Source organism: Mycobacterium sp. ITM-2016-00318, assembly GCF_002968285.2.
Lineage (GTDB): Bacteria > Actinomycetota > Actinomycetes > Mycobacteriales > Mycobacteriaceae > Mycobacterium.
On sequence record NZ_CP134400.1, the window covers coordinates 5,317,691 to 5,342,560 of the forward strand.

General features: G+C 66.4%; 23 protein-coding genes. 9 read left to right on the forward strand and 14 right to left on the reverse strand.

Annotated features, from left to right (window positions below; all coding sequences use genetic code 11):
- Positions 1-76: 76 nt before the first annotated feature.
- Positions 77-2,239 (forward strand): elongation factor G-like protein EF-G2, encoded by a 2,163-nt coding sequence (locus tag C6A82_RS26210; RefSeq protein ID WP_105344471.1) that lies wholly within the window; start codon positions 77-79, stop codon positions 2,237-2,239.
- A 51-nt stretch (positions 2,240-2,290) separates the two neighbouring features.
- On the opposite strand, the gene C6A82_RS26215 is transcribed toward C6A82_RS26210, so the two are convergent.
- The 4 genes from C6A82_RS26215 to C6A82_RS26230 all read right to left on the reverse strand — a co-directional run bounded on the left by C6A82_RS26215 (position 2,291) and on the right by C6A82_RS26230 (position 6,014).
- A complete protein-coding gene (locus C6A82_RS26215; protein ID WP_105344489.1) occupies positions 2,291-2,950 on the reverse strand; it encodes an enoyl-CoA hydratase-related protein in 660 nt (219 codons plus the stop codon).
- Positions 2,947-3,630 (reverse strand): TIGR02206 family membrane protein, encoded by a 684-nt coding sequence (locus C6A82_RS26220; RefSeq protein ID WP_105344487.1) that lies wholly within the window; start codon positions 3,628-3,630, stop codon positions 2,947-2,949. The genes C6A82_RS26215 and C6A82_RS26220 overlap by 4 nt, the downstream gene beginning before the upstream one ends.
- The gene (locus C6A82_RS26225; RefSeq protein ID WP_199193715.1) at positions 3,627-4,928 is read right to left on the reverse strand and encodes an MFS transporter; all 1,302 of its coding nucleotides are present in this window, start codon (positions 4,926-4,928) and stop codon (positions 3,627-3,629) included. The genes C6A82_RS26220 and C6A82_RS26225 overlap by 4 nt, the downstream gene beginning before the upstream one ends.
- 90 nt (positions 4,929-5,018) lie before the next feature.
- Positions 5,019-6,014 (reverse strand): TerC family protein, encoded by a 996-nt coding sequence (locus tag C6A82_RS26230; RefSeq protein ID WP_105344468.1) that lies wholly within the window; start codon positions 6,012-6,014, stop codon positions 5,019-5,021.
- A gap of 195 nt (positions 6,015-6,209) precedes the next feature.
- Here C6A82_RS26230 and C6A82_RS26235 point away from each other — a divergent pair, with 195 nt between their 5' ends.
- The gene (locus tag C6A82_RS26235) at positions 6,210-7,025 is read left to right on the forward strand and encodes an acyl-CoA thioesterase domain-containing protein (RefSeq protein WP_105344466.1); all 816 of its coding nucleotides are present in this window, start codon (positions 6,210-6,212) and stop codon (positions 7,023-7,025) included.
- On the opposite strand, the gene C6A82_RS26240 is transcribed toward C6A82_RS26235, so the two are convergent.
- Entirely contained in the window at positions 7,022-7,444 is a 423-nt protein-coding gene (locus C6A82_RS26240) for a hypothetical protein (RefSeq protein ID WP_311101552.1), read from the reverse strand. The genes C6A82_RS26235 and C6A82_RS26240 overlap by 4 nt on opposite strands.
- 401 nt (positions 7,445-7,845) lie before the next feature.
- Between C6A82_RS26240 and C6A82_RS26245 the strand changes: the two genes are divergently transcribed.
- Entirely contained in the window at positions 7,846-10,611 is a 2,766-nt protein-coding gene (locus C6A82_RS26245; protein WP_105342991.1) for a LuxR family transcriptional regulator, read from the forward strand.
- Positions 10,612-10,619: 8 nt separating this feature from the next.
- Here the strand turns inward: C6A82_RS26245 and C6A82_RS26250 are convergent, their stop codons facing one another.
- From C6A82_RS26250 to C6A82_RS26260, 3 genes are all read right to left on the reverse strand, one after another.
- Positions 10,620-11,696: a hypothetical protein gene (locus C6A82_RS26250; protein WP_199193643.1), complete on the reverse strand. Its 1,077-nt coding sequence runs from the start codon at positions 11,694-11,696 to the stop codon at positions 10,620-10,622.
- Positions 11,697-11,794: 98 nt separating this feature from the next.
- A complete protein-coding gene (locus tag C6A82_RS26255; protein ID WP_105342990.1) occupies positions 11,795-12,997 on the reverse strand; it encodes a cytochrome P450 in 1,203 nt (400 codons plus the stop codon).
- Between the two features lie 7 nt (positions 12,998-13,004).
- Positions 13,005-13,841 carry a mycofactocin-coupled SDR family oxidoreductase gene (locus C6A82_RS26260; protein ID WP_105342988.1) on the reverse strand — a complete coding sequence of 279 codons (837 nt, stop codon included), beginning with the start codon at positions 13,839-13,841 and terminating at the stop codon, positions 13,005-13,007.
- 96 nt (positions 13,842-13,937) lie between these two features.
- Between C6A82_RS26260 and C6A82_RS26265 the strand changes: the two genes are divergently transcribed.
- Complete coding sequence (locus C6A82_RS26265; RefSeq protein WP_105342986.1) at positions 13,938-14,519, forward strand: TetR/AcrR family transcriptional regulator; 582 nt, start codon at positions 13,938-13,940, stop codon at positions 14,517-14,519.
- A gap of 275 nt (positions 14,520-14,794) precedes the next feature.
- Positions 14,795-15,196: a heme-binding protein gene (locus C6A82_RS26270; protein ID WP_105342984.1), complete on the forward strand. Its 402-nt coding sequence runs from the start codon at positions 14,795-14,797 to the stop codon at positions 15,194-15,196.
- A gap of 75 nt (positions 15,197-15,271) precedes the next feature.
- Here the strand turns inward: C6A82_RS26270 and C6A82_RS26275 are convergent, their stop codons facing one another.
- On the reverse strand, positions 15,272-17,629 hold the full coding sequence (locus C6A82_RS26275; protein ID WP_311101553.1) for a glycoside hydrolase family 65 protein: 2,358 nt from the start codon (positions 17,627-17,629) through the stop codon (positions 15,272-15,274).
- Complete coding sequence (locus C6A82_RS26280; protein ID WP_105341439.1) at positions 17,626-18,381, reverse strand: beta-phosphoglucomutase family hydrolase; 756 nt, start codon at positions 18,379-18,381, stop codon at positions 17,626-17,628. The genes C6A82_RS26275 and C6A82_RS26280 overlap by 4 nt, the downstream gene beginning before the upstream one ends.
- A gap of 43 nt (positions 18,382-18,424) precedes the next feature.
- Between C6A82_RS26280 and C6A82_RS26285 the strand changes: the two genes are divergently transcribed.
- Together C6A82_RS26285 and lipE are read left to right on the forward strand one after the other, a co-directional pair.
- Positions 18,425-18,904 carry a peroxynitrite isomerase gene (locus C6A82_RS26285; protein ID WP_105341441.1) on the forward strand — a complete coding sequence of 160 codons (480 nt, stop codon included), beginning with the start codon at positions 18,425-18,427 and terminating at the stop codon, positions 18,902-18,904.
- 28 nt (positions 18,905-18,932) lie between these two features.
- A complete protein-coding gene (lipE, locus tag C6A82_RS26290; RefSeq protein WP_105341442.1) occupies positions 18,933-20,189 on the forward strand; it encodes a lipase LipE in 1,257 nt (418 codons plus the stop codon).
- Here the strand turns inward: lipE and C6A82_RS26295 are convergent.
- Positions 20,168-20,599: a PPOX class F420-dependent oxidoreductase gene (locus C6A82_RS26295; protein ID WP_311101554.1), complete on the reverse strand. Its 432-nt coding sequence runs from the start codon at positions 20,597-20,599 to the stop codon at positions 20,168-20,170. The two genes, lipE and C6A82_RS26295, sit on opposite strands and share 22 nt — an antisense overlap.
- Before the next feature lie 100 nt (positions 20,600-20,699).
- On the opposite strand from C6A82_RS26295, the gene C6A82_RS26300 reads away from it, so the two are divergent.
- Positions 20,700-21,059, forward strand: coding sequence for an STAS domain-containing protein (locus C6A82_RS26300; RefSeq protein ID WP_105341200.1), 360 nt, complete (start codon positions 20,700-20,702; stop codon positions 21,057-21,059).
- Positions 21,060-21,091: 32 nt separating this feature from the next.
- Entirely contained in the window at positions 21,092-21,544 is a 453-nt protein-coding gene (locus C6A82_RS26305) for an ATP-binding protein (RefSeq protein ID WP_311101555.1), read from the forward strand.
- Positions 21,545-21,553: 9 nt separating this feature from the next.
- On the opposite strand, the gene C6A82_RS26310 is transcribed toward C6A82_RS26305, so the two are convergent.
- Genes C6A82_RS26310 through C6A82_RS26320 form a run of 3 tightly spaced genes read right to left on the reverse strand, consistent with a single transcriptional unit; the run spans position 21,554 to position 24,827 of the window.
- Positions 21,554-21,994 (reverse strand): response regulator, encoded by a 441-nt coding sequence (locus C6A82_RS26310; RefSeq protein WP_105342156.1) that lies wholly within the window; start codon positions 21,992-21,994, stop codon positions 21,554-21,556.
- Entirely contained in the window at positions 21,991-23,610 is a 1,620-nt protein-coding gene (locus C6A82_RS26315; RefSeq protein ID WP_105342158.1) for a CHASE3 domain-containing protein, read from the reverse strand. The genes C6A82_RS26310 and C6A82_RS26315 overlap by 4 nt, the downstream gene beginning before the upstream one ends.
- On the reverse strand, positions 23,607-24,827 hold the full coding sequence (locus tag C6A82_RS26320) for a PP2C family protein-serine/threonine phosphatase (protein ID WP_105342159.1): 1,221 nt from the start codon (positions 24,825-24,827) through the stop codon (positions 23,607-23,609). The genes C6A82_RS26315 and C6A82_RS26320 overlap by 4 nt, the downstream gene beginning before the upstream one ends.
- Between the last annotated feature and the right edge of the window lie 43 nt (positions 24,828-24,870).

Genomic DNA, 24,870 nt, shown 5'->3' on the forward strand with positions numbered 1-24,870 from the left:
ACTGTGTGGCGAATGGGAGAATTGTGGTTTAGGCCACACGGGCCCGACGAAGTGACCCGGGGGCGGAGGGACCGTCATGGGTGACAAGGGGAATACCTCGGCGGGCGCTGGAGCCGCCCCGACCGCGGACAGTCCGGCCGCCATCCGGAACGTGGTGCTCATCGGACCATCGGGTGGCGGCAAAACCACCCTCGTCGAAGCGCTGCTGACAACTACCGGCGTGCTGTCGAGACCCGGATCCGTCGTGGACGGGACGACGGTGTGCGACTCCGACGAGGCCGAGATCTCCCAGCAGCGGTCCGTCGGGCTGGCGCTGGCGCCGCTGTCGTACAACGGCGTCAAGGTCAACTTGATCGACACCCCCGGATACGCCGACTTCGTCGGCGAGCTCCGCGCAGGCCTGCGGGCCGCCGACTGCGCCCTGTTCGTGATCCCGGCCAACGAGGACGTCGACGAACTCACCAAGACGCTGTGGCAGGAGTGCCAGCAGGTCGGCATGCCCCGCGCGGTGGTGATCACCAAGCTCGACCACACCAGGGCCAACTACGACAACGCCCTGCTCGCCGCCCAGACCACATTCGGCGACAAGGTGCTGCCGCTCTATCTGCCCGCCAACTCTCCCTGCACGGGCCTGATCGGGTTGCTCTCGCAGACGCACTACGAGTACACCGGCGGTAAGCGCTCGACGAAGGAGCCGGACTCCTCGTATGCCGACCGGCTCGCCGAACAGCGCGGCACCCTGATCGAGGGCATCATCGAGGAGTCCGAGGACGAGACGCTGATGGAGCGCTACCTCGGCGGCGAAGAGATCGACGAAAAGGTGCTCATCGAGGATCTGGAGAAGGCCGTCGCCCGCGGCTCCTTCTTCCCCGTCATTCCCGTCTGCAGCAGTACCGGCGTCGGAACCCGGGAGCTGCTAGAGGTGGCGACGAGCGGCTTCCCTTCGCCGCTGGAGCATCCACTGCCCGAGGTGTTCACCCCGCAGGGCAAGGACCGCGCCGCGCTGTCCTGCGACCCGAACGGCCCGCTGCTGGCCGAGGTGGTCAAGACGACGTCGGACCCCTACGTCGGCAGGGTCAGCCTCGTCCGGGTTTTCTCCGGCACGATCAGGCCCGACGCGACGGTTCATGTGTCGGGCCATTTTTCTTCTTTTTTCGGTTCTTCGGCGCCTAACGGCACCGCCGCGGGGCACGAGGATCACGACGAGGACGAACGCATCGGCGCCTTGTCCTTTCCGCTCGGCAAGCAGCAGCGGCCCGCAGGCACCGTGGTGGCAGGTGACATCTGTGCGATCGGCCGGCTGTCCTGTGCCGAGACCGGAGACACGCTGTCCGACAAGGCCGATCCGCTGGTGCTGCGGCCGTGGACGATGCCGGAACCGCTGCTGCCCGTCGCGATCCAGCCGCACGCCAAGACCGACGACGACAAGCTGTCGGTCGGCCTGCAACGGCTGGCCGCCGAGGATCCGACGCTGCGTATCGAGCAGAACCCGGAGACACACCAGATCGTGCTGTGGTGCATGGGCGAGGCGCACGCGGGCGTTGTGCTCGACGGCCTGGCTAACCGGTTCGGCGTCAGCGTCGACAAGATCGACCTGAGGGTGCCGTTGCGGGAGACCTTCGGCGGTTCGGCGAAGGGGCACGGCAGACACGTGAAGCAGTCCGGCGGCCACGGCCAGTTCGCGGTCTGCGACATCGAAGTGGAGCCGCTGCCCGAAGGGTCCGGTTTCGAGTTCGTCGACAAGGTGGTCGGCGGCGCGGTGCCGCGACAGTTCATCCCGAGCGTGGAGAAAGGTGTCCGCGCACAGATGGAGAAGGGTGTCGGCCCCGGCTATCCGGTCGTCGACATCCGCGTGACGCTCTACGACGGCAAGGCGCACAGCGTCGACTCGTCGGACTTCGCCTTCCAGATGGCCGGTGGGCTGGCGCTGCGCGAGGCGGCGGCCGCAACCCGGGTGAAACTGCTCGAACCTGTCGACGAGGTGTCGGTGCTGATACCCGACGATCTGGTCGGCGCTGTGATGGGCGACCTCTCCAGTCGCCGGGCCCGCGTACTCGGCACCGACAAGGTCGGCGAGTACCGCACCGCGGTGAAAGCCGAAGTGCCCCAGGTGGAGTTGACGCGCTACGCGATCGACCTGCGCTCGTTGTCGCACGGCGCGGGCTCGTTCACAAGAGCCTTCGCCCGGTACGAACCCATGCCGGAGTCGGCCGCGGCGAAGGTGAAGGTCGAAGCCTGATTGCTCTCCCCCTACCCTTCGGGTGGGGGTACCCCCACACGTGCGCAGTGCCTAGGAGACCGCCTTCAGCGCGGCCACCGCCTGCCCGAACATGGTGTTCTTGATCGCGCCGATCGTTCCGGGGTCCTTGAGGCCAAGCGGTGCAAGCATGTTCAGCGCCGTCCCGATGACGGCATCCTCTTTCGCGGTGGCGTCGACGATCCCGATCGCCTCGGCCTCCGCACCGCCGAACCGCCTGCCGGTGGTCATGGCGGACACCGCGGCCTGCGGGGTCAGTTTGGCCTGGATCAGCGCCGCCATGCCGGGCGTGAAAGGGATGCGGATGTCGACTTCAGGGAAGCAGAAGTAGCCGCGGTCTATCCGCATCACCCGAAAGTCGTGCGCCAACGCCAACATCGCGGCCGCGCCGAAGCTGTGGCCGCCGATGGCCGCGGCGGTGGGCATCGGCAGTGTCAGCATCCGGGCCAGTAGCGCCTGCACGCGCCCGACATACCACCCGGTCTGGTCGCCATGGGCGGCGAGCCAGTCGAGGTCAAGGCCATTGGAGTAGAACTTGCCGGTCGCCACGGTCACCAGCGCGTGTGCGCCGACCGATATCGCATCGTCGAGGTGTGCCTCGAACTGGTCGAGAAACTCTGGCGAGAAGCGGTTTTCGTCGTCGCCGAGGTGCAGCAGGGCGATGGTGTCGGAGAAGCTGAGGGCAATGGTCATCGCCTCGATGCTATCCGCTCCCACGGCCACGTCATCAGCGCCCACACGATCGCGACGAGCACCGACGCCACAAGCACATACAGCGGCCACGGACCGAACAGGTCCAGCAGCGACGCGGTGCCCGGCTTCCTGTTGAGGAAGCCGTAATTTGTGCCGGCACGGGCGTTGAACGTCATCGTGATCGCCGCCCAGGCCAGCGTCACGCAGGCCACGAACCGGTAGTCGCGCCATGTCGGTCGGAAGCCGCGACCCCACGTCAGATAGATGGCCGCCCACACGACGAGCAGGTGGATCGCCCAGAATGCGAGGAACTGGTAGTGGGGAAAGTCGGGACCTCTCAGCACGGGCGAGATCAGTGCCTGCACACTGAGCACCAGACCCCAGTAGTACGTCAGCGCCACCGCCCAATGCCGTTGCGACCACAGCGCATACGCGCCAGCGGCGGTAGCGAGATCCGTCAACTGCAGTGGCAGCGACCAGCGAGACGGCGGGATGAAGGAGTAGATCAGCACCGCCGCGTAGATCAGCGCTGTCACTGAGCCCATGACCCTTCCCAGGGTCCGCGACTGCGCGTCGGTCTGCCTGCGCCCCACCCTGACGAGCAGAACCGCGACGATGGCGAACACCGCGAGGACGGCCCAGTGCGACGGGCCGTACGCCGTGAACTCGTGGGGTGTCAGCGGGCCGCGACCTCTGCCCGAACCGAGTCGGGCAGCGGGCGCCCGGCGGACTCCTTCAGCGTCAACACCGTGCCGAGCGAAACCACCGCGGCGACAATGACATAGAACGCGGGCGCAAGCTTGTTGCCGGTGCTGCCGGTAAGCCAGGCGACCAGGTAGGGCGTGGTGCCGCCGAACGCGGCGACGCACAGGTTGTAGCCGATCGAAAAGCCGCTGTAGCGCACGCGGGTCGCGAACAGCTCGACGCCGGTCACGACGGCCGCTGAGATGTACACGGATTCGATCGCCGCCAGCAGTGCGTGCGCGGCGATCGCCGCGGCCACCGAGCCCGTGTTCAGCAGCAGGAACAGCGGGTAGGCCAGCACCGTGAACGCAAGAGTTCCCGCTATCAGCAACGGCTTTCGCCCGATTCTGTCGGACAGTGCCGCGAGCGGCAGGATGAGCACGATCGCCACGGCACACGCCACCGTGATGGATGCGAACGCGGTGGTCTTCGAGAAGTGCAGCGTCTTTATGAAATACGTTGGCAGATAGGTGAAGACCACGTAGTAGCCGACGTTGAACATGATCATGATGCCGATCACCGCAAGGATCGGCCGCCATGCCGTTCGCACGGCCTCGCGCAGTGGCGAGCCGGCGACTTCGTCCGATGCGGCCAGCGCCTGGAACGCGGGAGTGTCGGTGAGCCGGAGCCTGATGTACAAGCCGACGAGCCCGAGCGGTCCGGCGATCAGGAATGGGATGCGCCACCCGTAGGAATCCATGGCGGCGTCGCCGAGCAGCGTCTGCAGCAGGGTCACCGTCACCGAGCCGAGAAGGAACCCGACGACACCGGACCACGCGATGAACGTGACGGTGAGACCACGTCGCCTGTCGGTGGCGAACTCGGCGAGATAGCACGCGCCGCCGCCGTATTCGCCACCCGCGGAGAATCCCTGCAGACAACGCAGAAACAGTAGGAGCAGCGGTGCGGCGATGCCGATCGCCTCGTACGTCGGCAATAGGCCCATCGCCAGCGTGGAGGCCGACATCAGCAGGATGACGACGGCGAGCACCTTCTGTCTGCCGATCCGGTCGCCGAGCGGACCGAACACGAGACCGCCGAGCGGACGCATGACGAACGCGGCCGCGAAGATGGCGAAGGTGTTCAGCAGTGCCGCCGTGTCGTCCCCGGCGGGGAAGAAGTTGGCGGCGATGAAGGTGGCGAGGAAGCCGTAGATCGCGAAGTCGTACCACTCGACGGCATTACCGATCGACGCACCGCTGATCACCTGGCGAAGGGGGGAAGCGCCGCTCACCCGACCCACGCTAAATCAATCGACTGACTTAATGAAGGGGCGTCGCCGGCTCGCGGCCGAGCGCGGTGGCTCGTGCGGGCAGCTCGAGGCTCACTGCTGCGGCACGTCCTCCTCGGCGCCCGTCTTGTCCTTGACGCGCGTCTTGTAGAGGCTCGCGGCGGTGGTGATGACCAGGACGAGGATGATCACGCCGAGGGACAGCAGCGTGGGAATCTCCGGCACCGGCACGTGCTCGCCGCCGTTGATGAACGGCAGCTCGTTCTCGTGCAGCGCGTGCAGGATCAGTTTCACGCCGATGAAGGCGAGGATGATCGCAAGCCCCTGTGACAGGTAGACCAGCCGCTTGAGCAGGTCGCCGAGCAGGAAGTACAGCTGGCGTAGCCCCATCAGCGCGAACACGTTGGCGGTGAACACCAGGTACGGCTCTTGGGTGAGGCCGTAGATCGCGGGGATCGAGTCGAGCGCGAAGATCAGATCGGTGGTGCCGAGCGCGACGATCACCAGGAACATCGGTGTCATCAGCCGCTTGCCGTTCTCCTTGACCCAGAGCTTCAGGCCGTCCCACTTGTCGGTCAGCTGCAGGTGGCTGCGGGCGAACCGGACCACGAAGTTGTCCGCGTCGTCGTCGTGGTCGGTGTCGCGTGCCAGCGTGATCGCGGTGTAGAGCAGAAACGCGCCGAAGATGTAGAACACCCACGAGAACTGGTTGATCGCGACCGCGCCGAGCGCGATGAAGATGGCGCGGAAGATCAGCGCCAGGATGATGCCGACCAGGAGTGCCTGTTGCTGATACTTCTTCGGCACGTTGAAGCTGGCCATGATGATCAAGAAGATGAACAGGTTGTCGACCGACAGGCTGTACTCGGTGAGCCAGCCGGCGAAGAACTCGACACCGAACTGGCTGCCGTGGAAGAAGTAGACCCAGATGCCGAACGCCACCGCGAGCCCGATGTAGAGTGAAAGCGCCGTCACCAACTCTCGTTTCGACGGTTCGTGCGGCCGTCTGCCGATCACGATCACGTCGAAGAGCAGGACAAAGACCGTCACCGCGATCGTGATGATCCACTCGAGTTGGGTTACTTGCATCTACGGTGCCTCCGGTCGCCAAAAACGCCCGAGGTCTCTTCCACCGTCCGCACGGCCCGCGAGCCGGTCGTCTGATGACAGTCGACGTGATGACGACACCGCGGCGAAGGAATACTCCCCTCGCCGTTCAGTCTGTCAGAAAGCGGTGGGTGATGCCCAGCCGGGCAGCGCAGCGAGCTGTGACACGATGCCTCGATGGCGCAACGTCCAGCACATTTCACCCCGGCCGGCGAGGACCGCTATCTGCCAACGAAGTACGCGCAGAGTCACTGGGGAGACGATCATCTCAACGGTCCCGCTCTGGTCGGGCTCGCCGCACGTGCGCTGGAGGACAAGTTCGGCCTGCCTGACTTCCTGCCTGCCCGGCTGACCGTCGACCTATTCAAGGCCGCCCGCGGCGTGCCGACCACCACCAAGGTGAGGCTGATCAGGGACGGCCGCAGGGTCCGCAACGCGGAATGCGAGATCGTGCAGGACGGCGTCCCCGTGGCGCGCGCGACGATGGTCTCCTACCGCCTGGGGGAGCCGCCGCGGGGCGAGGAGTGGACCGCCGACACCGAGTTCACGTGGCCGGACGAACTGGGCGGGGTGGGGCTGTCCTACATGGGCAGCGACGGTGTCGGCTGGACGAAGGGCATCGCCGAGCACCAGCACACCGCCCGCAAGCGATTCATCAATCGGATGATCGACGTGGTCGAGGGGCGGGAGAACGCCCCGTTCGTGCGCGGCGCGATGGTCGCGGAGGGCGCCAGCCTCGTCACGAACCTCGGTTCTGCGGGCGTGGGCTACATCAACGGCGATCTGACCGTCGCGCTGGCGCGGCTTCCTGTCGACGAATGGATGGGTGTGCAGGCCGACTCGCACTGGGCGGCAGACGGCGTCTCCGTCGGCACGGCGACGATGTTCGACCGCATCGGCGCGTTCGGCTCGGCGCTGGTGACCGCCGTAGCGAACGCGTCGGCCCAGATCGACTTCAGCAACGACCCCTTCCCGTCGCGCAGCCAGGCCTAGCGCTTGGCCTTGGCCGTATCGGCGGCCGCCTGCGCCTGCTCCTGTTGCTCTTCCTCCTTGGCGGCCGCCATCGCCGCCCTGCCTTCGGGACTGGCCTTGGAGTTGCCCGACGCCTTGGCTGAAGCCACCCCCGAGTTGCAGTTCAGGTTCAGCAGCACGGTGTCGGTGACCGGTGCGAAGTCGTCGCCCTTGATCCACGGCGCCTTCTCCGAACTCGATACGACGCAGTCGTCGTAGTCGACGAGGTCACCGGATCGGGTCGCGATCACGCCGGTCAGGTCCGAGTCACCGAGTTTCGACATGACATCGGAATACTTCTGCCCCGCATAGTCATCAGCGGCCGCGACACCCGGCGTCGACACGATCGTTGACAACGCGGCCATGGCGATCAGGCCCGCGCCGATGGTGGTGCTTCTCAATGGTCCATCCTCTCTACGAGTTGGACAAACCGTAGAAATCGGATCTGGCAGGACCCTGGGCTGGGCCGACACGAATGCTATGAGTCCGCTTCACACCTGCTGTGCGCGCGTAGGTCACCGTCACCGCCAGGTGAAGCGGACGCCAAGCCCGCAGGTAAACCCGACAGCAGTAACAGGTCGACACCAAAGGTGAAGCCGTCGATCAGTGCGAAGCCCGGAAACGTCGGCGCGACAAGCGATTCGAGGCCCAACGGCAGAGGGGCCAACTCCGGGAGCGCTCCATGGAGGCGCGGCGAAAAATGCTGTTCGGCAACATTGATCGCCGGGTTCGCTAGCCGGATAGCACGGTCAATATCCCGATCTGAGGCGCGTTCAGCAAAATCTCTTGCGATACTGAGCGCGTGCCGAGCCGCGTCGTTAGTCGACCCGACGAGGGCCGAGCGGTTGCGGCATTCCTCGGTGCCGCGGCGGCGGGGCCCGCCTGCCTGGTCGCCGAAGGCGAGCCGGGCATCGGCAAGACGACCCTGTGCCTCTCGACGATGGAACTCGCCCACGAGCGCGGTTTCCTTGTGCTGACGGCGCGGCCCGCCGAAGCGGAGTCCGTTCTCGCGTACGCCTCGCTCGCCGACCTGCTTTCGGGCGTCGACCAATCGGTGCTCATCGACTTGCCGACTCCACAACGACTTGCGATCGATCGCGTTCTGCTGCGGGCCGAAACCGAGGACCTGACCACCGACCAGCGGGCCGTGGGGGCGGGCTTTCTGTCGGTGCTCGAACTGCTGGCCGAAAACACCCCTGTGCTCGTCGCGATCGACGATCTGCAATGGCTCGATCCGTCGAGCCGGAACGTCATCGCGTTCGCGGCGCGCAGGCTCTCGGCGAGCGTCGGCGTCTTCGGCACGGTCCGAACCGACCCGGACGACGGCGGCGGCGCGGCGTCCTGGCTGCAGCTGCCGCAACCGGACGGCGTCCGGCGGATACACCTCAAGCCCTTGAGCCTCGGCGGTTTGAACGCCGTCATCACCCAGCGGCTGGGACGCTCGCTGTCGCGGCCGGCAATCGTTCGGATACAAGAGGTTTCGGGCGGCAATCCGTTTTATGCGCTCGAGCTGGCCCGCGAGATGGACGGTCACCGAAACGGCGCTGAGCTGCCGTTGCCCATGACGCTCACCGAGCTGGTCCGGGCCCGGATCGGCAGCCTCGACGAGTCCGCACGCGATGTGCTGCTCGCCATGGCGTGCCACGCCGCCCCGACCGTCGAGCTGGTGTCACGCGCCACCGGGATCGCCGCCGACGACGTCGCGACACAGTTGGAGGACGTCGAAGGGAAGGGCATCGTCGGGATCGACGGACACCGGTTGCGTTTCACACATCCCCTGTTGGCCACGGGCTTCTACACCGACGTGACGCCCGCGCGCCGCCGGTCGATGCACCGCAGGCTGGCGGAGATCGTCGACGAGCCGGAGTTGAAGGCCAGACATCTCGCGATGGCGGCGACCCACGGCGACGAGCTCACGTTGATGTCGCTCGACGAGGCGGCCGACATGGCGCGCAGTCGCGGTGCCCCCGCCGCCGCGGCCGAGCTGCTCGATCTGGCCATCGGCCTCGGGGGCGGCACCCCTGAGCGCCGCATCCTCTCTGCTGCACATCATTTCGACGCGGGCGAGCCCGCACGGGCCAGGGTGCTCCTGCAGGACACGATCGAGCGACTCGAGGCAGGACCGCGGCGGGCGGAGGCCTACACCCTGCTCGCCCTCGTGGCGTCGCTGAACGACAGCTTCGACGAGGCCGCCGATCTTCTCGAGCTGGCGCTCGACGATGTCGCCGACGAGCTCGCCCAGCGGGTCGCCATCCTGGTGTCGCTGTCCTTCGCGTCGGTCAACGCGGGTCGGATGGAGCTCGCAGTGCAGCACATCGAAGAAGCGGTCGCCAGCGCCACCGAACTCGGCGAGCCGCACGCACTGAGTCAGGCGCTCGGCATGCGGGTGATGCTGCACTTCATGCGCGGCGACGGCTTCGATACGCACAGCCTCGAGCGCGCGATCAACCTGGAGGACGGGGATGCCGACGTCTCCTCCCCCTTCAGTCCACGCGTCCAGAACGCATTGCTGCTGGCCTGGACCGGCGAACTGGAACGGGCGTGCCGGGAGATGCAGTCGATTCGCCGTCGATGCATCGATCGCGGTGAGGAGGGCGAACTTTCGTTCATCGACTTCCACTCGGTGCTCATCGACATCTGGCGCGGCGCGATGGCCGACGCCACCCTCATCGCGGAGGACACGGTCGAGCGGGCACATCAACTCAACGGTGACCTACCGCTGTCGGTCGCGTTGACGGTGCGCGCCGCCGTCGCCGCCTACGCAGGCGACGAGCAGTCGGTCCGCCGCGACGTGGCCGAGGCGCTCGCGGCCAGCGAACGGTGCGGATCGCGCAGGCTCGGCGAGTGGCCGGTGACCATGCTCGGATTTCTGGAGGTCTCGCTGGGCAACTACGAAGCCGCGCTGACAACTGTTGCGCCCCTCTTGCCGATGCTCGAACTCTTTCCGGATTCGACGGAGGTCATCAATGCGTCCTATGTGCCCGACGCCGCCGAGGCGTTGATCCACCTCGGCAGGCTGGCCGAGGCCGAACCGATGGTCGCCATGCTCGAGCGCAACGGCAGGCGGCTGGACCGGCCGTGGACGAGCGCCGTCGGCGCACGCTGCCGGGGCATGATGCTCGCGGCGGGTGGCGACGTCGACGGCGCCAACCGCGCTGTCCAGCAGGCGCTCGCCGAACACGACCGGTTGCCCATGCCCTTCGAGCGTGCCCGCACCCAGCTGCTCGCAGGCCAGCTACTGCGGCGACAGCGCCAAAAGGACCAGGCCGCAACGACTCTGCGAGAAGCGCTGCAGACGTTCGAGGACCTCAACACCCGGCTGTGGTCCGACCGCGCCCGCGCCGAGCTCGCCCGCGCCGATGTCGGAACGCGTCGCATGTCCAATCTCAGCCCGTCCGAGCAGCGGGTGGCCGAACTGGCGGCGTCGGGCATGACCAACCGCGATGTCGCCGCCGCGCTGTTCATCAGCCCGAAGACCGTCGAGTCGAATCTGGCCCGCATCTACCGGAAACTGGGCATCCATTCGCGCGCCGAACTCGGAAGGCACATGGGCCAGCCCGGTCACTGAGGCTGCGGTCAGGGGTTGCGCACGCAGTCGTAGGTGAGCGGGACCTCCTCGCCGAGCTCGACCACCTCGAACTGGTCCACACCGATGTCGCTGAACGATTGCGCCTCGATACCGAGGTCAGACCATTTGGCCGAGTTGTTGCGGTCGTCGGCGAATGTCAATGCGATGTCGCCGCCGTCGGCCAACAGCATGCCGTGCTTCTTGAGCGCCGTCAGGATGACCTTCTCGGAATCGGAGTAGGTCGACTCGTCGAAATCGGGCTTCAGCCGGAGCCGCACCCCGTAGGGCGGGGCGTCGGCCTCGGTGCTCTCGGGCCCGCCCGCGTGGGTCGCCGGGTGCACGTAGACGTCTGCCTTCATCCGGTCATTCGGAAGTATGAAGCGCAGCGCGTGATTCACTGTCCCGGAGGCGACTTCGTCGGCCGTTGGCGTCATGGCGGCGATCGGGAAGCCCGCGGCGTCGGCGCTGGTGCACTGGTCCCCTCGCAGATTCTCGGGGTACGTCTTGGTCAGATCCCAGATGAACATCGCCTGCGTGGTCATGGCGTCGCCGTCTTTGTTGGCCTGATACAGCTCATAGAGCTTCTGCTCGTCTCTATCCGCCACCAGCAGATGACAGTCGCCCTGCCCATCGGTATTTCCCGATATGTCACAGGAAAGATCCTGCGACCCTTCGATGTTCGCATCCTCGGGCACCGGCATCTGGGTCGGAACGCTGTCGCAGTCCGGGCCGCCACCGCAGTAGTCCTCGATCCCCACCACGTCCATTCGGGGAGTGTTGCTGTCGGCGTTGAAGATCGAGATAGAGAAGTCGGTCTGGAGCACATTGTCGTTTCCCCAGCCACCCAATTGGGTCAGTGTCTGCAGGATCGCGTCGCTGCGCTCGGATTTCCCGGACCCGGACACGTCGGCCGTCCACGGCTGGGCGGAACCGGCGAAACCGCCGCCTGCTGCCGGGGAACTGCTCGCAGTCCCGGTCTGCGGTGCGGCCGCGGTCGAGCTCGGGCCGGGGCTCGAAACGGTGTGGGACCCACATCCGATACACGTCGCAGCGATGACACCGAGCACGGCGAAAGTCGACCTCATGTCTGCTCAACGCCCTTTCTGACAGTCGGCTGTCAGCAGACGCTATCGCGGCAGGCATTTGCTGGGATATCGGGTGTTTCCCTACGGTTGGCGGCCGGTCACGGCAGTACGACTCGAAGCCGTTCCCATCCCCGCACGGTCGACGTCGGTGCTGGCACCGCGGTGTCGTAGTCGATCCCCCATTCGGGCCACCTGTTGAGCAGCTCATCTAGCGCGACGCGGCCCTCGAGCCGGGCGAGGTTGGCGCCGAGGCAGTAGTGCACGCCCTTGCCGAAGGTGAGATGGCTGATGTTGTCGCGGTGGATGTTGTAGCGATCCGGGTCGGTGTAGCGCCGCGGATCGCGGTTGGCCGCACCGAACAGCAGGAGGACGGCGCTGCCCGCCGGCACCGTTGTGCCGTACATCTCGAAGTCCTTGAGTGTGTAGCGCGCTACGTGGGGACCGGTCGGCTCGAAACGCAGGGTCTCGTCGACCGCACGGGTCAGCAGCGAGCGGTCGGAGTGGATCTCGCGCCGCTGCTCCGGGTGCTCGGCCAGCACCTTGGCCAGCCACCCGATCAGACGGCCGGTGGTCTCGTTGCCCGCGCCCGCGACCACCTGGACGTAGTGCAGGATCTCCTTGCGGTGCAGCTTGCGGGTGACACCGTTCTCGTCGGTGAACTCCATGTTGAGCAGCACCGTCATCAGATCATCCGACGGGTTCTTCGAGCGCCACTCGACGTAATCGGCGTAGATGGCGCCGTCGGCGATCTTGTCGGCGTTGGCGACCTTCATCGGGGCACCGGGCCGGGTGCGCAGGCTGGCGTCGTTGGCGTCGCGCACTGCGACCTGGTCGGACTCCGGAATGCCGAGCAGCATGCCGATCACCCGCATCGGCATCATCGAAGCCAGCTCGGCGACGATATCGAAACCGTCCGAACCCACATGCGGATCAAGGCAATTGACGCAGAACTGGCGAATCTGGTCCTCGATTTCGGCCATCCTGCGCGGGGTGAACACCCGGCTCATCAGACCGCGCAGCATCGTGTGCACCGGGGGGTCCTCGAACATCATCACGCCCTTGGGCATGTCGAATTCGGAGTTGACCAGTTCGAGGATGTCGCTGCGGGAGTTCGAGAACGTCTCCCAGTCCGTGACCGCGGACTCGACGTCGCTGTGCCGGGAGATCGCCCAGAAGCGGTACCGCTCGTTGTAGTAGATGGGGGCGTCCTCACGCAGGCGCGCGTAGGTCGGCCACGGGTTGGCCGCGATGTCGAGGTCGTACGGGTCGTAGTAAACGGCGGCGTCCTCGGAAATCGTCATGGCTTCTCTACTTCAGGAGGCTGCCTGCGTCCACCGGCAGAGTGACGCCGGTGATGTAGCGCGCTTCGTCGGAGGCCAGGAACAGCACCGCGTTGCTGATGTCGACCGGCTCAACCCACGGGATCGGAAGGAAGTGGAAGGACTGGCAGATGGGCGCGAGGTCGTCGGGCCCCGGGTTCTCCAGGTCGGGACGGAACAGCCGGTAGGTCTGCTTGTTCATCAACAGAGGCGTGCAGACGTGGGTGGGGTGGACGGTGTTGACGCGAATCGACTGGTGACCCAGCTCGACGGCGAATGTGCGCATCAGCCCGACGACGCCGTGCTTGGCGGCGATGTAGTGGCCGACCTGCGGATAGGCCTTGGTGCCGCCGACCGAGCTGGTGATGATGATCGATCCGCCGCGGCCACCCGCCTGCAGGTGCGGCACCGCGGCCTTGACCGTCTTCCACACACCACCGAGGTTGACGTCGATGGTCTCGTCGAAGATGTCCTCGCGCATCTTGTGCAGCTTCACGCCGGTGGTGCCGATGCCCGCGTTGGCCACCACGATGTCGAGCCCGCCCAAAGTTTCGACGCCACTGTCGACGGCAGCCTTCAGCGCCTCGAAGTCGCGCACGTCGACCTCTTCGGTGACGATGCGCCTGCCGAGGTTCTTCACCATGTCGGCGGTTTCGGCGAGGTCCTCGGGGGTTGCGGCCGGTGCGGTCGAATCGTCGAACCCGCGGCAGATGTCGACCGCGATGATGTCGGCGCCCTCTTCTGCCAGCCGCACCGCGTGGCTGCGGCCCTGGCCGCGCGCGGCGCCGGTGATGAACGCGACCTTGCCTTCTACCCGTCCGGCCATTGCACCTCGATGTGAGTGAGCACTTGTTGGGCGATTGCCCAACATTTATGCTGACGCCATGTCTAGCAGTCGACGCGCCGCGCGGTCAAGGCCCAGATGACGGCGCCGAAGCCAGCTGTCCGCGACTCCGTGACGCGTCGCGCTCTGATTCAAGCGACTGCCCAAGTAATGCTCGAAGAGGGTTACGCCGCCGCATCATCGCGGCGGGTCGCCGCCAAGGCTGGGGTCAAACCCGCACTCGTGCACTACTACTTCCCGAGCATGGACGACCTTTTCCTCGCCGTGCTGCGGGAAGGCGCCGAGATTAACCTGACCCGCCAGCGTGAGGCGCTGGCCGAAGACCGGCCTCTGCATGCGCTGTGGCAGCTCAACAACGCGCACGGGGCACGGCTGCTGATGGAGTTCATGGCGCTGGCCAACCACCGCAAGGAGATCCGCAGCGAGATCATCAACTACGCCGCGCGCTACGGCGCGCTCGAGGAAAGTGCGGTGACCCTGGCGATGCGCGCACACGGCGTCGACACGGCCGAGTTCCCGCCGGTGGTGATGTCGATGATCGTCACAAGCCTGGCCAGGATCCTGGTGCTGGAACGAAGCCTCGGCATCACCCGTGGACACACCGAGGCGACGGACTTCATCGAGCGACTGCTGGCCAGATACGAGATGCCGTCGACTTAGCAGGCGCCCTCCATAACGATTCGATCACCGTCGATATCACGATCAATTAAGCGCGACCGCACAAATATGAGAAACGCTTATGCAATGGCGGCGATTCTGGCTGCGGACTTAATGGTTTCGGCAATATTGAGGTAGAGATCACGTCCCGCGGAGGTAACGCTTCACACGTTCGCCACCAGCGATAAGTTCGCCACGTTTGACCACTTTCGGCTTGGGCTACCTTTGATCCGGGCGGGGAAAAACGAACGATTCGCGATCTGAAGGAACAATTGATTATGAATTCCAGTGGTATCACTGCGCGCCGGAAAGTGACCGGTGCAATCGTCGGCTCGCTGCTCGGCGGAGTCGCCGCGGCGACCATCGCCGCGCCGTCTGCCGTGGCTGCACCGCAGGGATGCAGTGCAGCCGATGTGGCCGGGACCGCCGGCTCGACGCTCGCAGCGGCGCGTGGTTACCTGAACGACCACCCGAGCGCCAACCAGGTCGTGACGGCTGCGTTCAACCAGCCGCGCGGCCAGGCGGAGACCGACCTGCGTAACTATTTCACCGCCAACCCCGGTGAGTATTACGACCTGAAGGGCATCCTTAGCCCAATCGGCGACAAGCAGCGTCAGTGCAACGTGTCGGTGCTGCCTGCCGATCTGCAGTCGGCCTACGACACCTTCATGGCGGGCTAGTAGTTCGTTCGAATACGAGGAACCCGCCGCTGCAGCCTCGCTGTGGCGGCGGGTTTCTCGCCATCCACCGCGGTGTCACGCGTTCCTGGACCGGTGCGACGGTGCGCGTCCCGGCGGCTGCTTCGGTGGGGGCAGAAGCGCGGGGCGGCGCCTGATCGGCACTGACGAGGGCGAGGTGGTGCTGAGGTCGAGTTTCTCTCCCGCGTGCAAGATCGTCAGCGCGGTGTGTGGGCCGTCGCGCAACGTATAGGTGACCCGGTCATGGCCTGCGTCGACCGTTACTCGGAAGTCGCGCCAACGAAGCCGGAAGCACAACCGCTGGATGCCGTCGGGTAGCTGGGGGTCGAGCGCAAGGATTCCTTCGTCGTCACGCAGGCCGCCGAACCCGGCGACCAACGCGGTCCACGCGCCGGCGAGCGACGCCATGTGCAGGCCGTCCCTGGTGTTGTCGTGCAGATCGCGCAGGTCGATGAGCGCTGCCTCGTAGGCGTAGTCGTGGGCGAGTTCCAGATGGCCCGCCGCCGCGCAGATCACCGCCTGGGTGCACGCCGACAGCGACGAATCCCGCGTGGTGCGCGGCTCGTAGTAATCGAGGTTGCGTGCCATCTGTTCACGGGTGAAGGCGTGGCTGCGCCAGTGCATCGCCAACACCAGATCGGCTTGCTTGACGACCTGCGACGGATAGAGGCGAACATAGGGCTCGTTGAGCAGCAGCGGATAGGACGTGTTCTCGGTGAAGTTCCATTCGCGCAACGTGGTGAATCCCGCGCTCTGCTCGTGCACGCCGAGGTCTTCGTCGTAGGGAATATGAGCCGCCCTCGCCGCATCGCGCCATCCAGCCATCTCCTCGGGGGTGACGTTCAACGCGTCGGCGTGGTCCGGATGGCGTTCGCACGCGTCCGCGGCGGTCTGCAGGTTGTGCACCGCCATCAGGTTGGTGAACACGTTGTCACGGGCCAGAGCCGTGTACTCGTCAGGTCCGGTCACCCCGTCGAGGTGCCAAACGCCATGTCTGTCATGGTGTCCCAGCGAGTGCCATAGCCGTGCGGTCTCGACGAGCACTTCGAGCCCGCACTCGGCCTCAAGCGAATCATCGCCGGTGACAACGCGATAGCGCTCGAAGGCCATGGCGATATCGGCGTTCACATGCCAGGCCGCGGTGCCCGCGGGCCAATACGCCGAGCACTCCTCGCCGTGGATCGTGCGCCACGGAAAGGCTGCGCCGTCGAGGTCGAGTTCGTGCGCGCGTGCGCGGGCCAAGTCGAGCGTGGTGTTGCGCCAGCGCAGCGCATCCGCGGCCGCGGCCGGGGCCGTGTAGGTCAGCACGGGCAGCACGTACCCCTCGGTATCCCAGAAGGCGTGTCCGTCATACCCCGTTCCCGTGAGCCCCTTGCCCGGGATCGCCCGGCGTTCGGCGCGTGCGCTGGCCTGGAAGACATGGAACAGGCCGAAGCGCACCGCCTGTTGGCACTCGGGGTCACCCTCCACCTCGACGTCGGCGCAGTCCCAGAAGTCGTCGAGGTAGGCGCGCTGTGCTTCCAGCAGTCCGTCCCAGCCGGTGTACTTGGCTCCGGCGAGCGCCCCGGCGACCTGATCGCGCAGCGCAGGCCGCGAACGCAGGCTCGACCAGCCATACGCCAGGTACTTGACGATCCGTAGCCGCTGGCCGGCACGAAGTCCGCAAATCACGGTGGTGCGGGCCACGTCGTCCGATGCCTCGGTGTCGACCTCGACACGTCCGGGAACGTCGATGTCGTGCTCCATCGCCGCGGCCGTCATCAACTGACTCGATCGCGTGCGATGAATCAGCACCGCTCCGTCGTCGGTGGCCTCGTGGCGGATGGCCTCCAGCGGATTACAGATCACGGCGGCCACCCGCGGGTCGTCAGAACGCTCCGGTTGATCCTCGTTGGCGACGAGCTCCGACTGGACGGTCACCCGAACGAAGTCGTCGACGGCTTCAACCACGTACTCGATGGCGGCCACGCCGCGCTGGGCCAGTGAAACCAGCCGCGTTGTCGAGACGCGAACCTGTTTTCCGACAGGCGACCGCCACCGCGCCTGCCGGGCGAGGGTGCCCGCCCGCATATCCAATGTTCGTTCATGCTCGAGCAATTCGCCGTACCGGACGTCGAACGGCTCGTCCTCGACCAGCAGGCGGATGATCTTCCCGTTGGTGACGTCGACAATGGACTGCCCGTCCTCGGGATAGGAGAACCCGGTCTCGGCGTACGGCAGTGGTCTGGTTTCGTAAAACCCGTTCAGGTACGTCCCCGGTAACCCGTGAGGTTCGCCTTCGTCGAGGTTCCCGCGCAGTCCGATGTGGCCGTTGGACAACGCGAACAGGGATTCGGTCTGGGCGAGGATGTCGTGGTTCAACGTCGTTTCGCGGACGTGCCACGGCTCTATCGGAAAGATGTCGGTTTCGATCATCGGGCATCAGCCAGCAGCTCGGCCAGATCCTCGACCACGATGTCGGCTCCGTTGCGCCGCAACTCATCTGCATGGTTCACCCGATCGACCCCGACCACGAGTCCGAATGCGCCTGCGTGCCCCGCGGCGACCCCCGCGATCGCGTCCTCGAAGACGGCGGCTTGATCTGCTGATGTGTCGAGCAATTGCGCGGCGCGCAGGAACGAGTCCGGCGCGGGCTTTCCCGCGATGTTCTCCTCGCGCATCGTCATCCCGTCGACACGGACCTCGACGAACTCGGCCAGGCCGGTCACGTCGAGCACCTCGCGGGTGTTGGCACTCGACGAGACGACCGCGACCGAGAGCCCCGCGGCCGACACCGCTTCGAGGTAGCGCCGGGATCCCTCGAAGACCTCGACGCCATCCGAGTGCAGCGTCTGCTGGAACAGCTCGTTCTTCCGGTTGCCCAGCCCGTAGACGGTCTCGGCGTCCGGCCCGTCGTTCGGGTCGCCGTCCGGCAGCGAGATCCCGCGGCTGTCGAGGAAGGACCGCACCCCGTCCTCGCGTTTCTTGCCGTCGACGTACGTCTGGTAATCGCCCTCGATGTCGAACGGGACGAACCGGTCGCCCTCACGCTGTGCCCGCGCGCGCAGGTAGTCGTCGAACATCACCTTCCATGCCTTGCGGTGCACGCTCGCCGTGTCGGTGAGCACACCGTCGAGGTCGAACAGACATGCGCGGACCTTATCGGGTAAACCCAGCGTCGCGGCCATACGCCGACTAATACCCAAGTCGGGCGATCCATAGACTGACCCCGTGCCCGATCTCCACCCCGACGTCGCCTGCCTGGCTCCGCTACTCGGGGTCTGGGCAGGTCAGGGAGAAGGCGTGTACCCGACCATCGCGCCGTTCGGCTACCTCGAAGAAGTCACGTTCACCCACGTCGGCAAGCCGTTCCTCAGCTACGCCCAGAAGACGAAGGCCACCGACGATGGCCGTCCGCTGCACGCGGAGACCGGCTATCTGCGTGTCCCGTCCGAAGCCCGCGTCGAGCTGATCCTGGCGCATCCGACCGGTGTCGCCGAGATCGAGGAGGGAGTGGTGTCGGTACACGGCGCCGCGATCGAAATGGAACTGGCCGCGACGGCCATCGGGCGTAGCGCATCCGCCAAGGAGGTCACGGCGCTCGGCCGTTTCATCCGCGTCGACGGCGACGAGCTGACCTACACCGTGTACATGGGTGCGGTCGGTCAGCCGCTGCAACCGCACCTGACCGCCACATTGCGACGAACGTGAAGCAGAAAGCGTGAAGCAGAAAGCGAGTATGGGCGACATCCTCACCGGCAGAATCCGGGTTCCGGCCGACCTCGACGAGGTCACTGACGTCGGCGTCGAAGATCATTCCGAGATCGATCCCGCCGCCGTCGACCGCATCTGGCAGGCGGCCCGGCACTGGTATGCCGCGGGTATGCATCCGGCGATCCAGCTGTGCCTGCGCCACAACGGCAAGGTGGTGCTCAACCGTGCGATCGGACACGGCTGGGGCAACGCCCCCGACGATGCTCCGGACGCCGAGAAGATTCCGGTCACCACCGACACCGCGTTCTGCGCCTTCTCGGCGGCCAAGGCGATCGCGACGACCGTGGTGCACATGCTCGTCGAACGCGGCGCCTTCTCCATGGACGACCGCGTCTGTGACTACCTGCCGACCTACACCAGCCACGGCAAGGACCGCACCACGATCCGGCACGTGATGACCCACAGCGCGGGCGTCCCGTTCGCCACCGGGCCGCGGCCGAATCTCGACCGGATGGACGACACCGAGTACGCCCGCCGCAAGCTGGGCGAGCTCAAGCCGATACACCGCCCCGGCCTGATGCACATCTACCACGGAGTGACGTGGGGGCCGCTGGTGCGGGAGATCGTTTCAGCGGCGACGGGCCGCAACATCCGCGAGATCCTCGCCACCGAGATCCTCGAGCCGCTCGGTTTCCGCTGGACCAACTTCGGGGTCGCCGAGGCCGACGTGCCTCTGGTGGCGCCGAGCCACGTCACCGGCAAGCCGCTGCCCACACCGATCGCCAAGGCGTTCAGGATGGCCGTCGGCGGCACCCTCGCCGAAATCATCCCGTTCTCCAACACACCGCTGTTCCTGACCGGCGTCGTGCCGTCGTCCAACCTCGTGTCCACCGCCGACGAGATGTCGCGGTTCGCCGAGATCCTGGTCCGGGGCGGAGAACTCGACGGGGTGCGCGTGATGCGTCCCGAGACGCTCCGGGAGGCGACGAGGGAGTGCAGGCGGCTGCGCCCCGACATCGCCGACGGATTCGCCCCGCGCCGCTGGGGCACGGGTTACATGCTCGGGAACAAGCGTTTCGGACCGTATGGCCGCAACTCGCCCGCGGCGTTCGGCAACACCGGGCTGACCAACATCGCGGTCTGGGCCGACCCCGAACGAAGGCTGGCGGCCGGGCTCATCAGCAGTGGCAAGCCGAGCGGCCACCGCGAGGCGAACCGCTACCCCGCATTACTCGACCGGATTGCAGGGGAGATCCCGCGTCAGCGCAGCTTCTCGCCGTAGACCCGGTCCACCGTCATCGCCATCAGCACCCTGCGGTCGGACACCATCACAGACCGGTACTGCGCCCAGTCCGGGTGTTCGCCCGCGGCGCTGCGGTAGTAGTCCACCAGCGCCTCGACCTCGGGCCCGCGCGGATCGGCGCCGGGCCCGGTCAGCGTCACCGGGCCCTCCGCGGTCGCCCATGCCCAGCCGTCGGCGCTGGTGACCTCGATCGCCGCCCTCGGGTCGCGCCGAAGGTTCGCGGTCTTGGCACGGCCGTCGGTCATCGACACGTAGACCACGCCCGCCGTGCGGTCGTAAAACGGGGTGACGGGCGACAGCTGCGGCAGCCCGCTGGACTTGATCGTCGCCAGCACACCGAGCCTGGCCTCGGCGAGCAGCGCGTGCGGATCGAAGTCGGAGGCAGTCATGCCTTCTCCCAACTCCCGACCAGCTTCGTGGTATTCCACCTGTGCCGGTAAACTCGCTGTGCTGTCGCCGTAGGGGCGGATCGGCTACGTGGAGGTGAGCATGGAGGGTGCGGCTTCAAGCAGCTGCGCGATCGAGGAACGCCGCATCGATTCCACCAGCGTGGTGTCGGTAGCCGGCGTGGTGGACATGCTGACAGCCCCGGATCTGGAGAAGGCGATCGCCGAGGCCGCCAAGAGCGCACCCACCGCCGTCGTGGTCGACATGACGGGCGTGGAGTTCCTCGCCTCGGCGGGTATGGGCGTGCTCATCGCCGCCGTGGACGACCTGGCTCCCGGTGTCAAACTGGCTGTGGTGGCCGACGGCCCCGCCACCAGCAGGCCGCTGAAGCTCGTCGGCGTCACCGATGTGGTTGATCTCTACGCCACACTCGACGAAGCACTCGCCGCGTTGACGAGTTAAAAGAGCGACTATCGGGTAGCCACCACGCTGAGATGGAAGCTTCAGGTCAAAGCGACTCGAGAACACGGTTCGCACAGACAAGTGTCCTTGCCGATGCTGCGCGCGCCGCGCAGTTACGGCAGGAGTTCGGTATCTGGCTCAAACGGTATTTCGCCCTCGACCCGACGAAGGTCAGCGACGTGGTGCTGGCCGTGAACGAGGCGTTGGCCAACGCCGCGGAGTTCGCGTACGCGAAGGCCGACCATCCCGGAGCCATGCATCTGCTCGCCGACTATGACACCGCATCGTCGACTCTGGCCGTCACGGTGACCGACGAAGGGGCGTGGCGCATGGCCAACGGCGAGAACAAGAAGATCTCCCGTGGTCGCGGCATCCCGCTGATGCAGGCACTCGCCGATCGCGCCACCATCGACTCGACGCCGGCGGGCACCCGGGTGCGCCTCGAGTGGAACCACGTCGATGCCGCGCAAGGTGTCGTGACCTGACGTCGCGCCTCACGGCTTGGGCAGCTTGACCACCTGCACGAAGAATTCGTCGATCTGGCGAACGGCGCTCATGAACTGGTCGAGGTCCACCGGCTTGGTGACATAGGCGTTGGCGTGCAGCTTGTAGCTCTTGAGGATGTCCTCCTCGGCCGACGACGTGGTCAGCACGACGACCGGGATGTGGCACAGATCGTCGTCGTTCTTGATCTGCTCCAACAGCTGCCTGCCGTCGTACTTCGGCAGGTTCAGGTCGAGCAGGATCAGGTCTGGCCGCGGCGCGCCCTCGTAGCGGCCGCGCTTGTAGAGGAAGTCCAACCCTTCCTCACCGTCGTGCGCGACATGGAGGTTGTTGCTGATCTTGTTGTGCTCGAACGCTTCCCGGGTGATGAGTTCGTCGCCGGGATCGTCCTCGACCAGTAGGACGTCGATGGGGCGGACAGCTGATGTCACTGTGTTCCTTCCAGAAGAGCGGTGGGGATCTCGTTGGGTTCGGTGGTGGGAGTGGCGGGCAGCGTGAACAGGAATCGGGTTCCGCCGGTGTAGGAAGTGTCGACCCGAATGGATCCGCCGTGATATTCGACGATCTTCTTACACAATGCCAGCCCGATTCCGGTACCGCTGTACTCGTCGCGGCCGTGCAGGCGCTGAAAGATGACGAACACCTTGTCGGCGAAGTCGGCGCCGATGCCGATGCCGTTGTCGGTGACGCTGAACAGCCATCCGGGCTCGTCGCCGTCAGTGCTCGGGCCGCACTCGATGACGATCCGCGGGGTGACTCCCTCCTTGCGGAATTTCACCGCGTTACCGATGAGGTTCTGCCACAGCATCGCAAGCAGGGTTGGGTCTCCGTCGATGACCGGGAGCGGCTCGTCGGGCCGGACGACCTCGGCATCGGACTCGTCGATGGCCGTCGACAGGTTGCCCAGGGCGGTGTGCAGCGCGTCGTTGAGGTCGACTTCCGTGTGCGTCGAACCGAGGCGCCCGACACGCGAGAACGTAAGCAGGTCGTTGATGAGCCGCTGCATGCGTTTGGCGCCATCGACCGCGAACCCGATGTATTCGGCGCCGCGCTCGTCGAGCTGGTCGCCATACCGCTTCTCCAGCAGCTGGCAGAAGGACGCGACCTTGCGCAGCGGCTCCTGCAGATCGTGGCTGGCGACGTAGGCGAACTGCTCGAGCTCGGCATTGGACCGCCGCAGCTCTTCGGTTTGGTCGTCGAGGGCGGCCTTCGCGGTCTTCGAGGCGTCGAGCTCGTCCACGATCCGCTGCCGCATGTCCTCGACCGCAACGGCGATGGACCGGATGTCGCGCGGCCCGCTCGGGACGATGCGTTCGCCGAAGTTTCCCTCGGTGATGCGCCTGCACGCGGCGGCCAGCCGGTCCAGCGGTCGGGTCACCGCGCTTCGCACCAGCAGCGCCAGCACGACCGCGAGGCCGACGAACGCGACCACCATGGAGATCGCCAGCGCGTCGCGCCAGTGGCGCATGCGGTCGAGCTCCTCGACCCCACCGGTCCGCGCGACGCGCAGATTCTCGTTCTGGCGGTCGAAAAGCGCTCGCAGGCGGTCGAACTCGGTCTTGCCGCGATCGGTGAGAGTACGACTGTTCCCTGGCACACCACGGCCGATGTCGGCGATGATCGGCTCCGCATAGGACGCGCGCCACGACTGCGTGGCCTGCTCGACCGCATCGAGGTCCGCCATGAGTTCGGTGTGCGCGCCGACCAGTTGCCTGACGTTGTCCGCCGCCTGCTTCTGGCCGTCCTGGCCGGTGTAGTACGGCTCGAGGAACTGTTTGTCGGCCGTGATGACGTAGCCGCGGACCGCCGTCTCCTGATCACGAAGGGCCGCCTGCAACGCATAGGCCTGCACCCGCGCCGGCTGGATGGTGTCGATCAGCTCGCGCGAGAGCTGGTCGGTGCGGTGCATCAGCAGGCCGCCGGCCACCAGACCGGTGAGCACGACCAAACCCATCGCCGACAACACCAGGTTCTGCCATCCCTGAACGGTGAGCTGTCGTCCCGGCTTCCGCCCGGCCACGGATGCGTCCGCTTGGCGGTCGGTCATCGAGCGGTGCGTTCCACGCGGACCACCGCGATGTCGTCGGTCAGTCCGCCGTGAGCCTGCGCGCGCTGCGCGGCCTCACCGATCAGCGCGTCGACGAAGTCCGGCCCGGGAAGAGCGGCGTGCTTACGGGCCAATTCGAGCAGCCCCTCCTCGCCGAGACGCATGTTGCCCGTTCCTGCGTGGCCCTCGAAGAGTCCGTCGGTCAGCAGTACCAGTCCGGTGCCCTGCGGCCACTCCACCAGGTGATAGTCCCATCCGCCGGTCTGCAGCCCCAGCGCCGGGCCACCGGGGGGCTCCAACCAGTCCACGGTTCCATTGCCGTGCAGCAACATGCCGGGATGCCCGGCCCGTACCGCGCGGAACTGGGAGGCCTCCGGCGGGATGGCGAGGCTCAACACGGTCGCGAAGATGCCCTTCCCCGCGCGTTCGGTTCGAAGAATCCGCTCCAGCTCGCGCATGCGGTCGGGGCCGCGCAGCCCGGCGAAGGTGAGGGCACGCCAGGCGATCCTCAATGCCACGCCCAACGCCGCCTCGTCAGGTCCGTGACCGGCGACGTCGCCGATCATCACGTGCACGGTCCGGTCCGGGGTCTGCACGAAGTCGTAGAAGTCGCCGCCGAGCAGGGTGTTCTCCCTGCTGGGCACATACCTTGCGATGATTTCGACGCCCGGGTTCTCGAGTAACAGCGGTGACGGCGAGAGGCCACGTTCGAGCCGGGAGTTCTCCATGGCCCGAAGCTGGCTGGCGTGCAGTTCGACCGCGGTGGCCTCCGCCCTTTTGCGTTCGATCGCATACAGCACGGCGCGTCGCAGCATCTCGGGCTCGACGCGGCCCTTGACCAGGTAGTCCTGCGCGCCGGAAGCGACCGCCGACATGCCGAAGTGTTCGTCGGAAAGGCCGGTGAGCACCACGATCGGAATGTTGGGGTTGGCGCTCCTGATGCGCTCGAGCGCCTCCATTCCACTGGCGTCGGGCAGGTTGAGGTCGAGCAGCACGCAGTCCGGTTGCCCGATCGCCAACTCGCGTTCGGCGTCGGCCAACGACGGGGCCCAGGCACAGGTGATGTCGGCGGCGGCGTCGGCGATCAGCTCTTCGACGAGGATCGCGTCGCCACGGTCATCCTCGACGAGCAGCACAGACAGCCAATGTCCGCCCGCGGTACGGACCGAAGCGGGGTCCCGGGCAGGGCTGTTCTGCGGCTCAACCGGCGCGCGCATGGGTGATCACGTCCTTCACGAGACTTACCTAACGTCACCCGGT

What these genes read in the sequence shown, in the direction of transcription:
- C6A82_RS26210 (WP_105344471.1), top strand. Translation starts at nt 77, where the DNA reads ATGGGTGACAAGGGGAATACCTCGGCGGGCGCTGGAGCCGCCCCGACC.
- C6A82_RS26215 (WP_105344489.1), bottom strand. Translation starts at nt 2,950, where the DNA reads ATGACCATTGCCCTCAGCTTCTCCGACACCATCGCCCTGCTGCACCTC.
- C6A82_RS26230 (WP_105344468.1), bottom strand. Translation starts at nt 6,014, where the DNA reads ATGCAAGTAACCCAACTCGAGTGGATCATCACGATCGCGGTGACGGTC.
- C6A82_RS26235 (WP_105344466.1), top strand. Translation starts at nt 6,210, where the DNA reads ATGGCGCAACGTCCAGCACATTTCACCCCGGCCGGCGAGGACCGCTAT.
- C6A82_RS26250 (WP_199193643.1), bottom strand. Translation starts at nt 11,696, where the DNA reads ATGAGGTCGACTTTCGCCGTGCTCGGTGTCATCGCTGCGACGTGTATC.
- C6A82_RS26255 (WP_105342990.1), bottom strand. Translation starts at nt 12,997, where the DNA reads ATGACGATTTCCGAGGACGCCGCCGTTTACTACGACCCGTACGACCTC.
- C6A82_RS26260 (WP_105342988.1), bottom strand. Translation starts at nt 13,841, where the DNA reads ATGGCCGGACGGGTAGAAGGCAAGGTCGCGTTCATCACCGGCGCCGCG.
- C6A82_RS26265 (WP_105342986.1), top strand. Translation starts at nt 13,938, where the DNA reads ATGACGGCGCCGAAGCCAGCTGTCCGCGACTCCGTGACGCGTCGCGCT.
- C6A82_RS26270 (WP_105342984.1), top strand. Translation starts at nt 14,795, where the DNA reads ATGAATTCCAGTGGTATCACTGCGCGCCGGAAAGTGACCGGTGCAATC.
- C6A82_RS26275 (WP_311101553.1), bottom strand. Translation starts at nt 17,629, where the DNA reads ATGATCGAAACCGACATCTTTCCGATAGAGCCGTGGCACGTCCGCGAA.
- C6A82_RS26280 (WP_105341439.1), bottom strand. Translation starts at nt 18,381, where the DNA reads ATGGCCGCGACGCTGGGTTTACCCGATAAGGTCCGCGCATGTCTGTTC.
- lipE (WP_105341442.1), top strand. Translation starts at nt 18,933, where the DNA reads ATGGGCGACATCCTCACCGGCAGAATCCGGGTTCCGGCCGACCTCGAC.
- C6A82_RS26295 (WP_311101554.1), bottom strand. Translation starts at nt 20,599, where the DNA reads ATGACTGCCTCCGACTTCGATCCGCACGCGCTGCTCGCCGAGGCCAGG.
- C6A82_RS26300 (WP_105341200.1), top strand. Translation starts at nt 20,700, where the DNA reads ATGGAGGGTGCGGCTTCAAGCAGCTGCGCGATCGAGGAACGCCGCATC.
- C6A82_RS26305 (WP_311101555.1), top strand. Translation starts at nt 21,092, where the DNA reads ATGGAAGCTTCAGGTCAAAGCGACTCGAGAACACGGTTCGCACAGACA.
- C6A82_RS26315 (WP_105342158.1), bottom strand. Translation starts at nt 23,610, where the DNA reads ATGACCGACCGCCAAGCGGACGCATCCGTGGCCGGGCGGAAGCCGGGA.
- C6A82_RS26320 (WP_105342159.1), bottom strand. Translation starts at nt 24,827, where the DNA reads ATGCGCGCGCCGGTTGAGCCGCAGAACAGCCCTGCCCGGGACCCCGCT.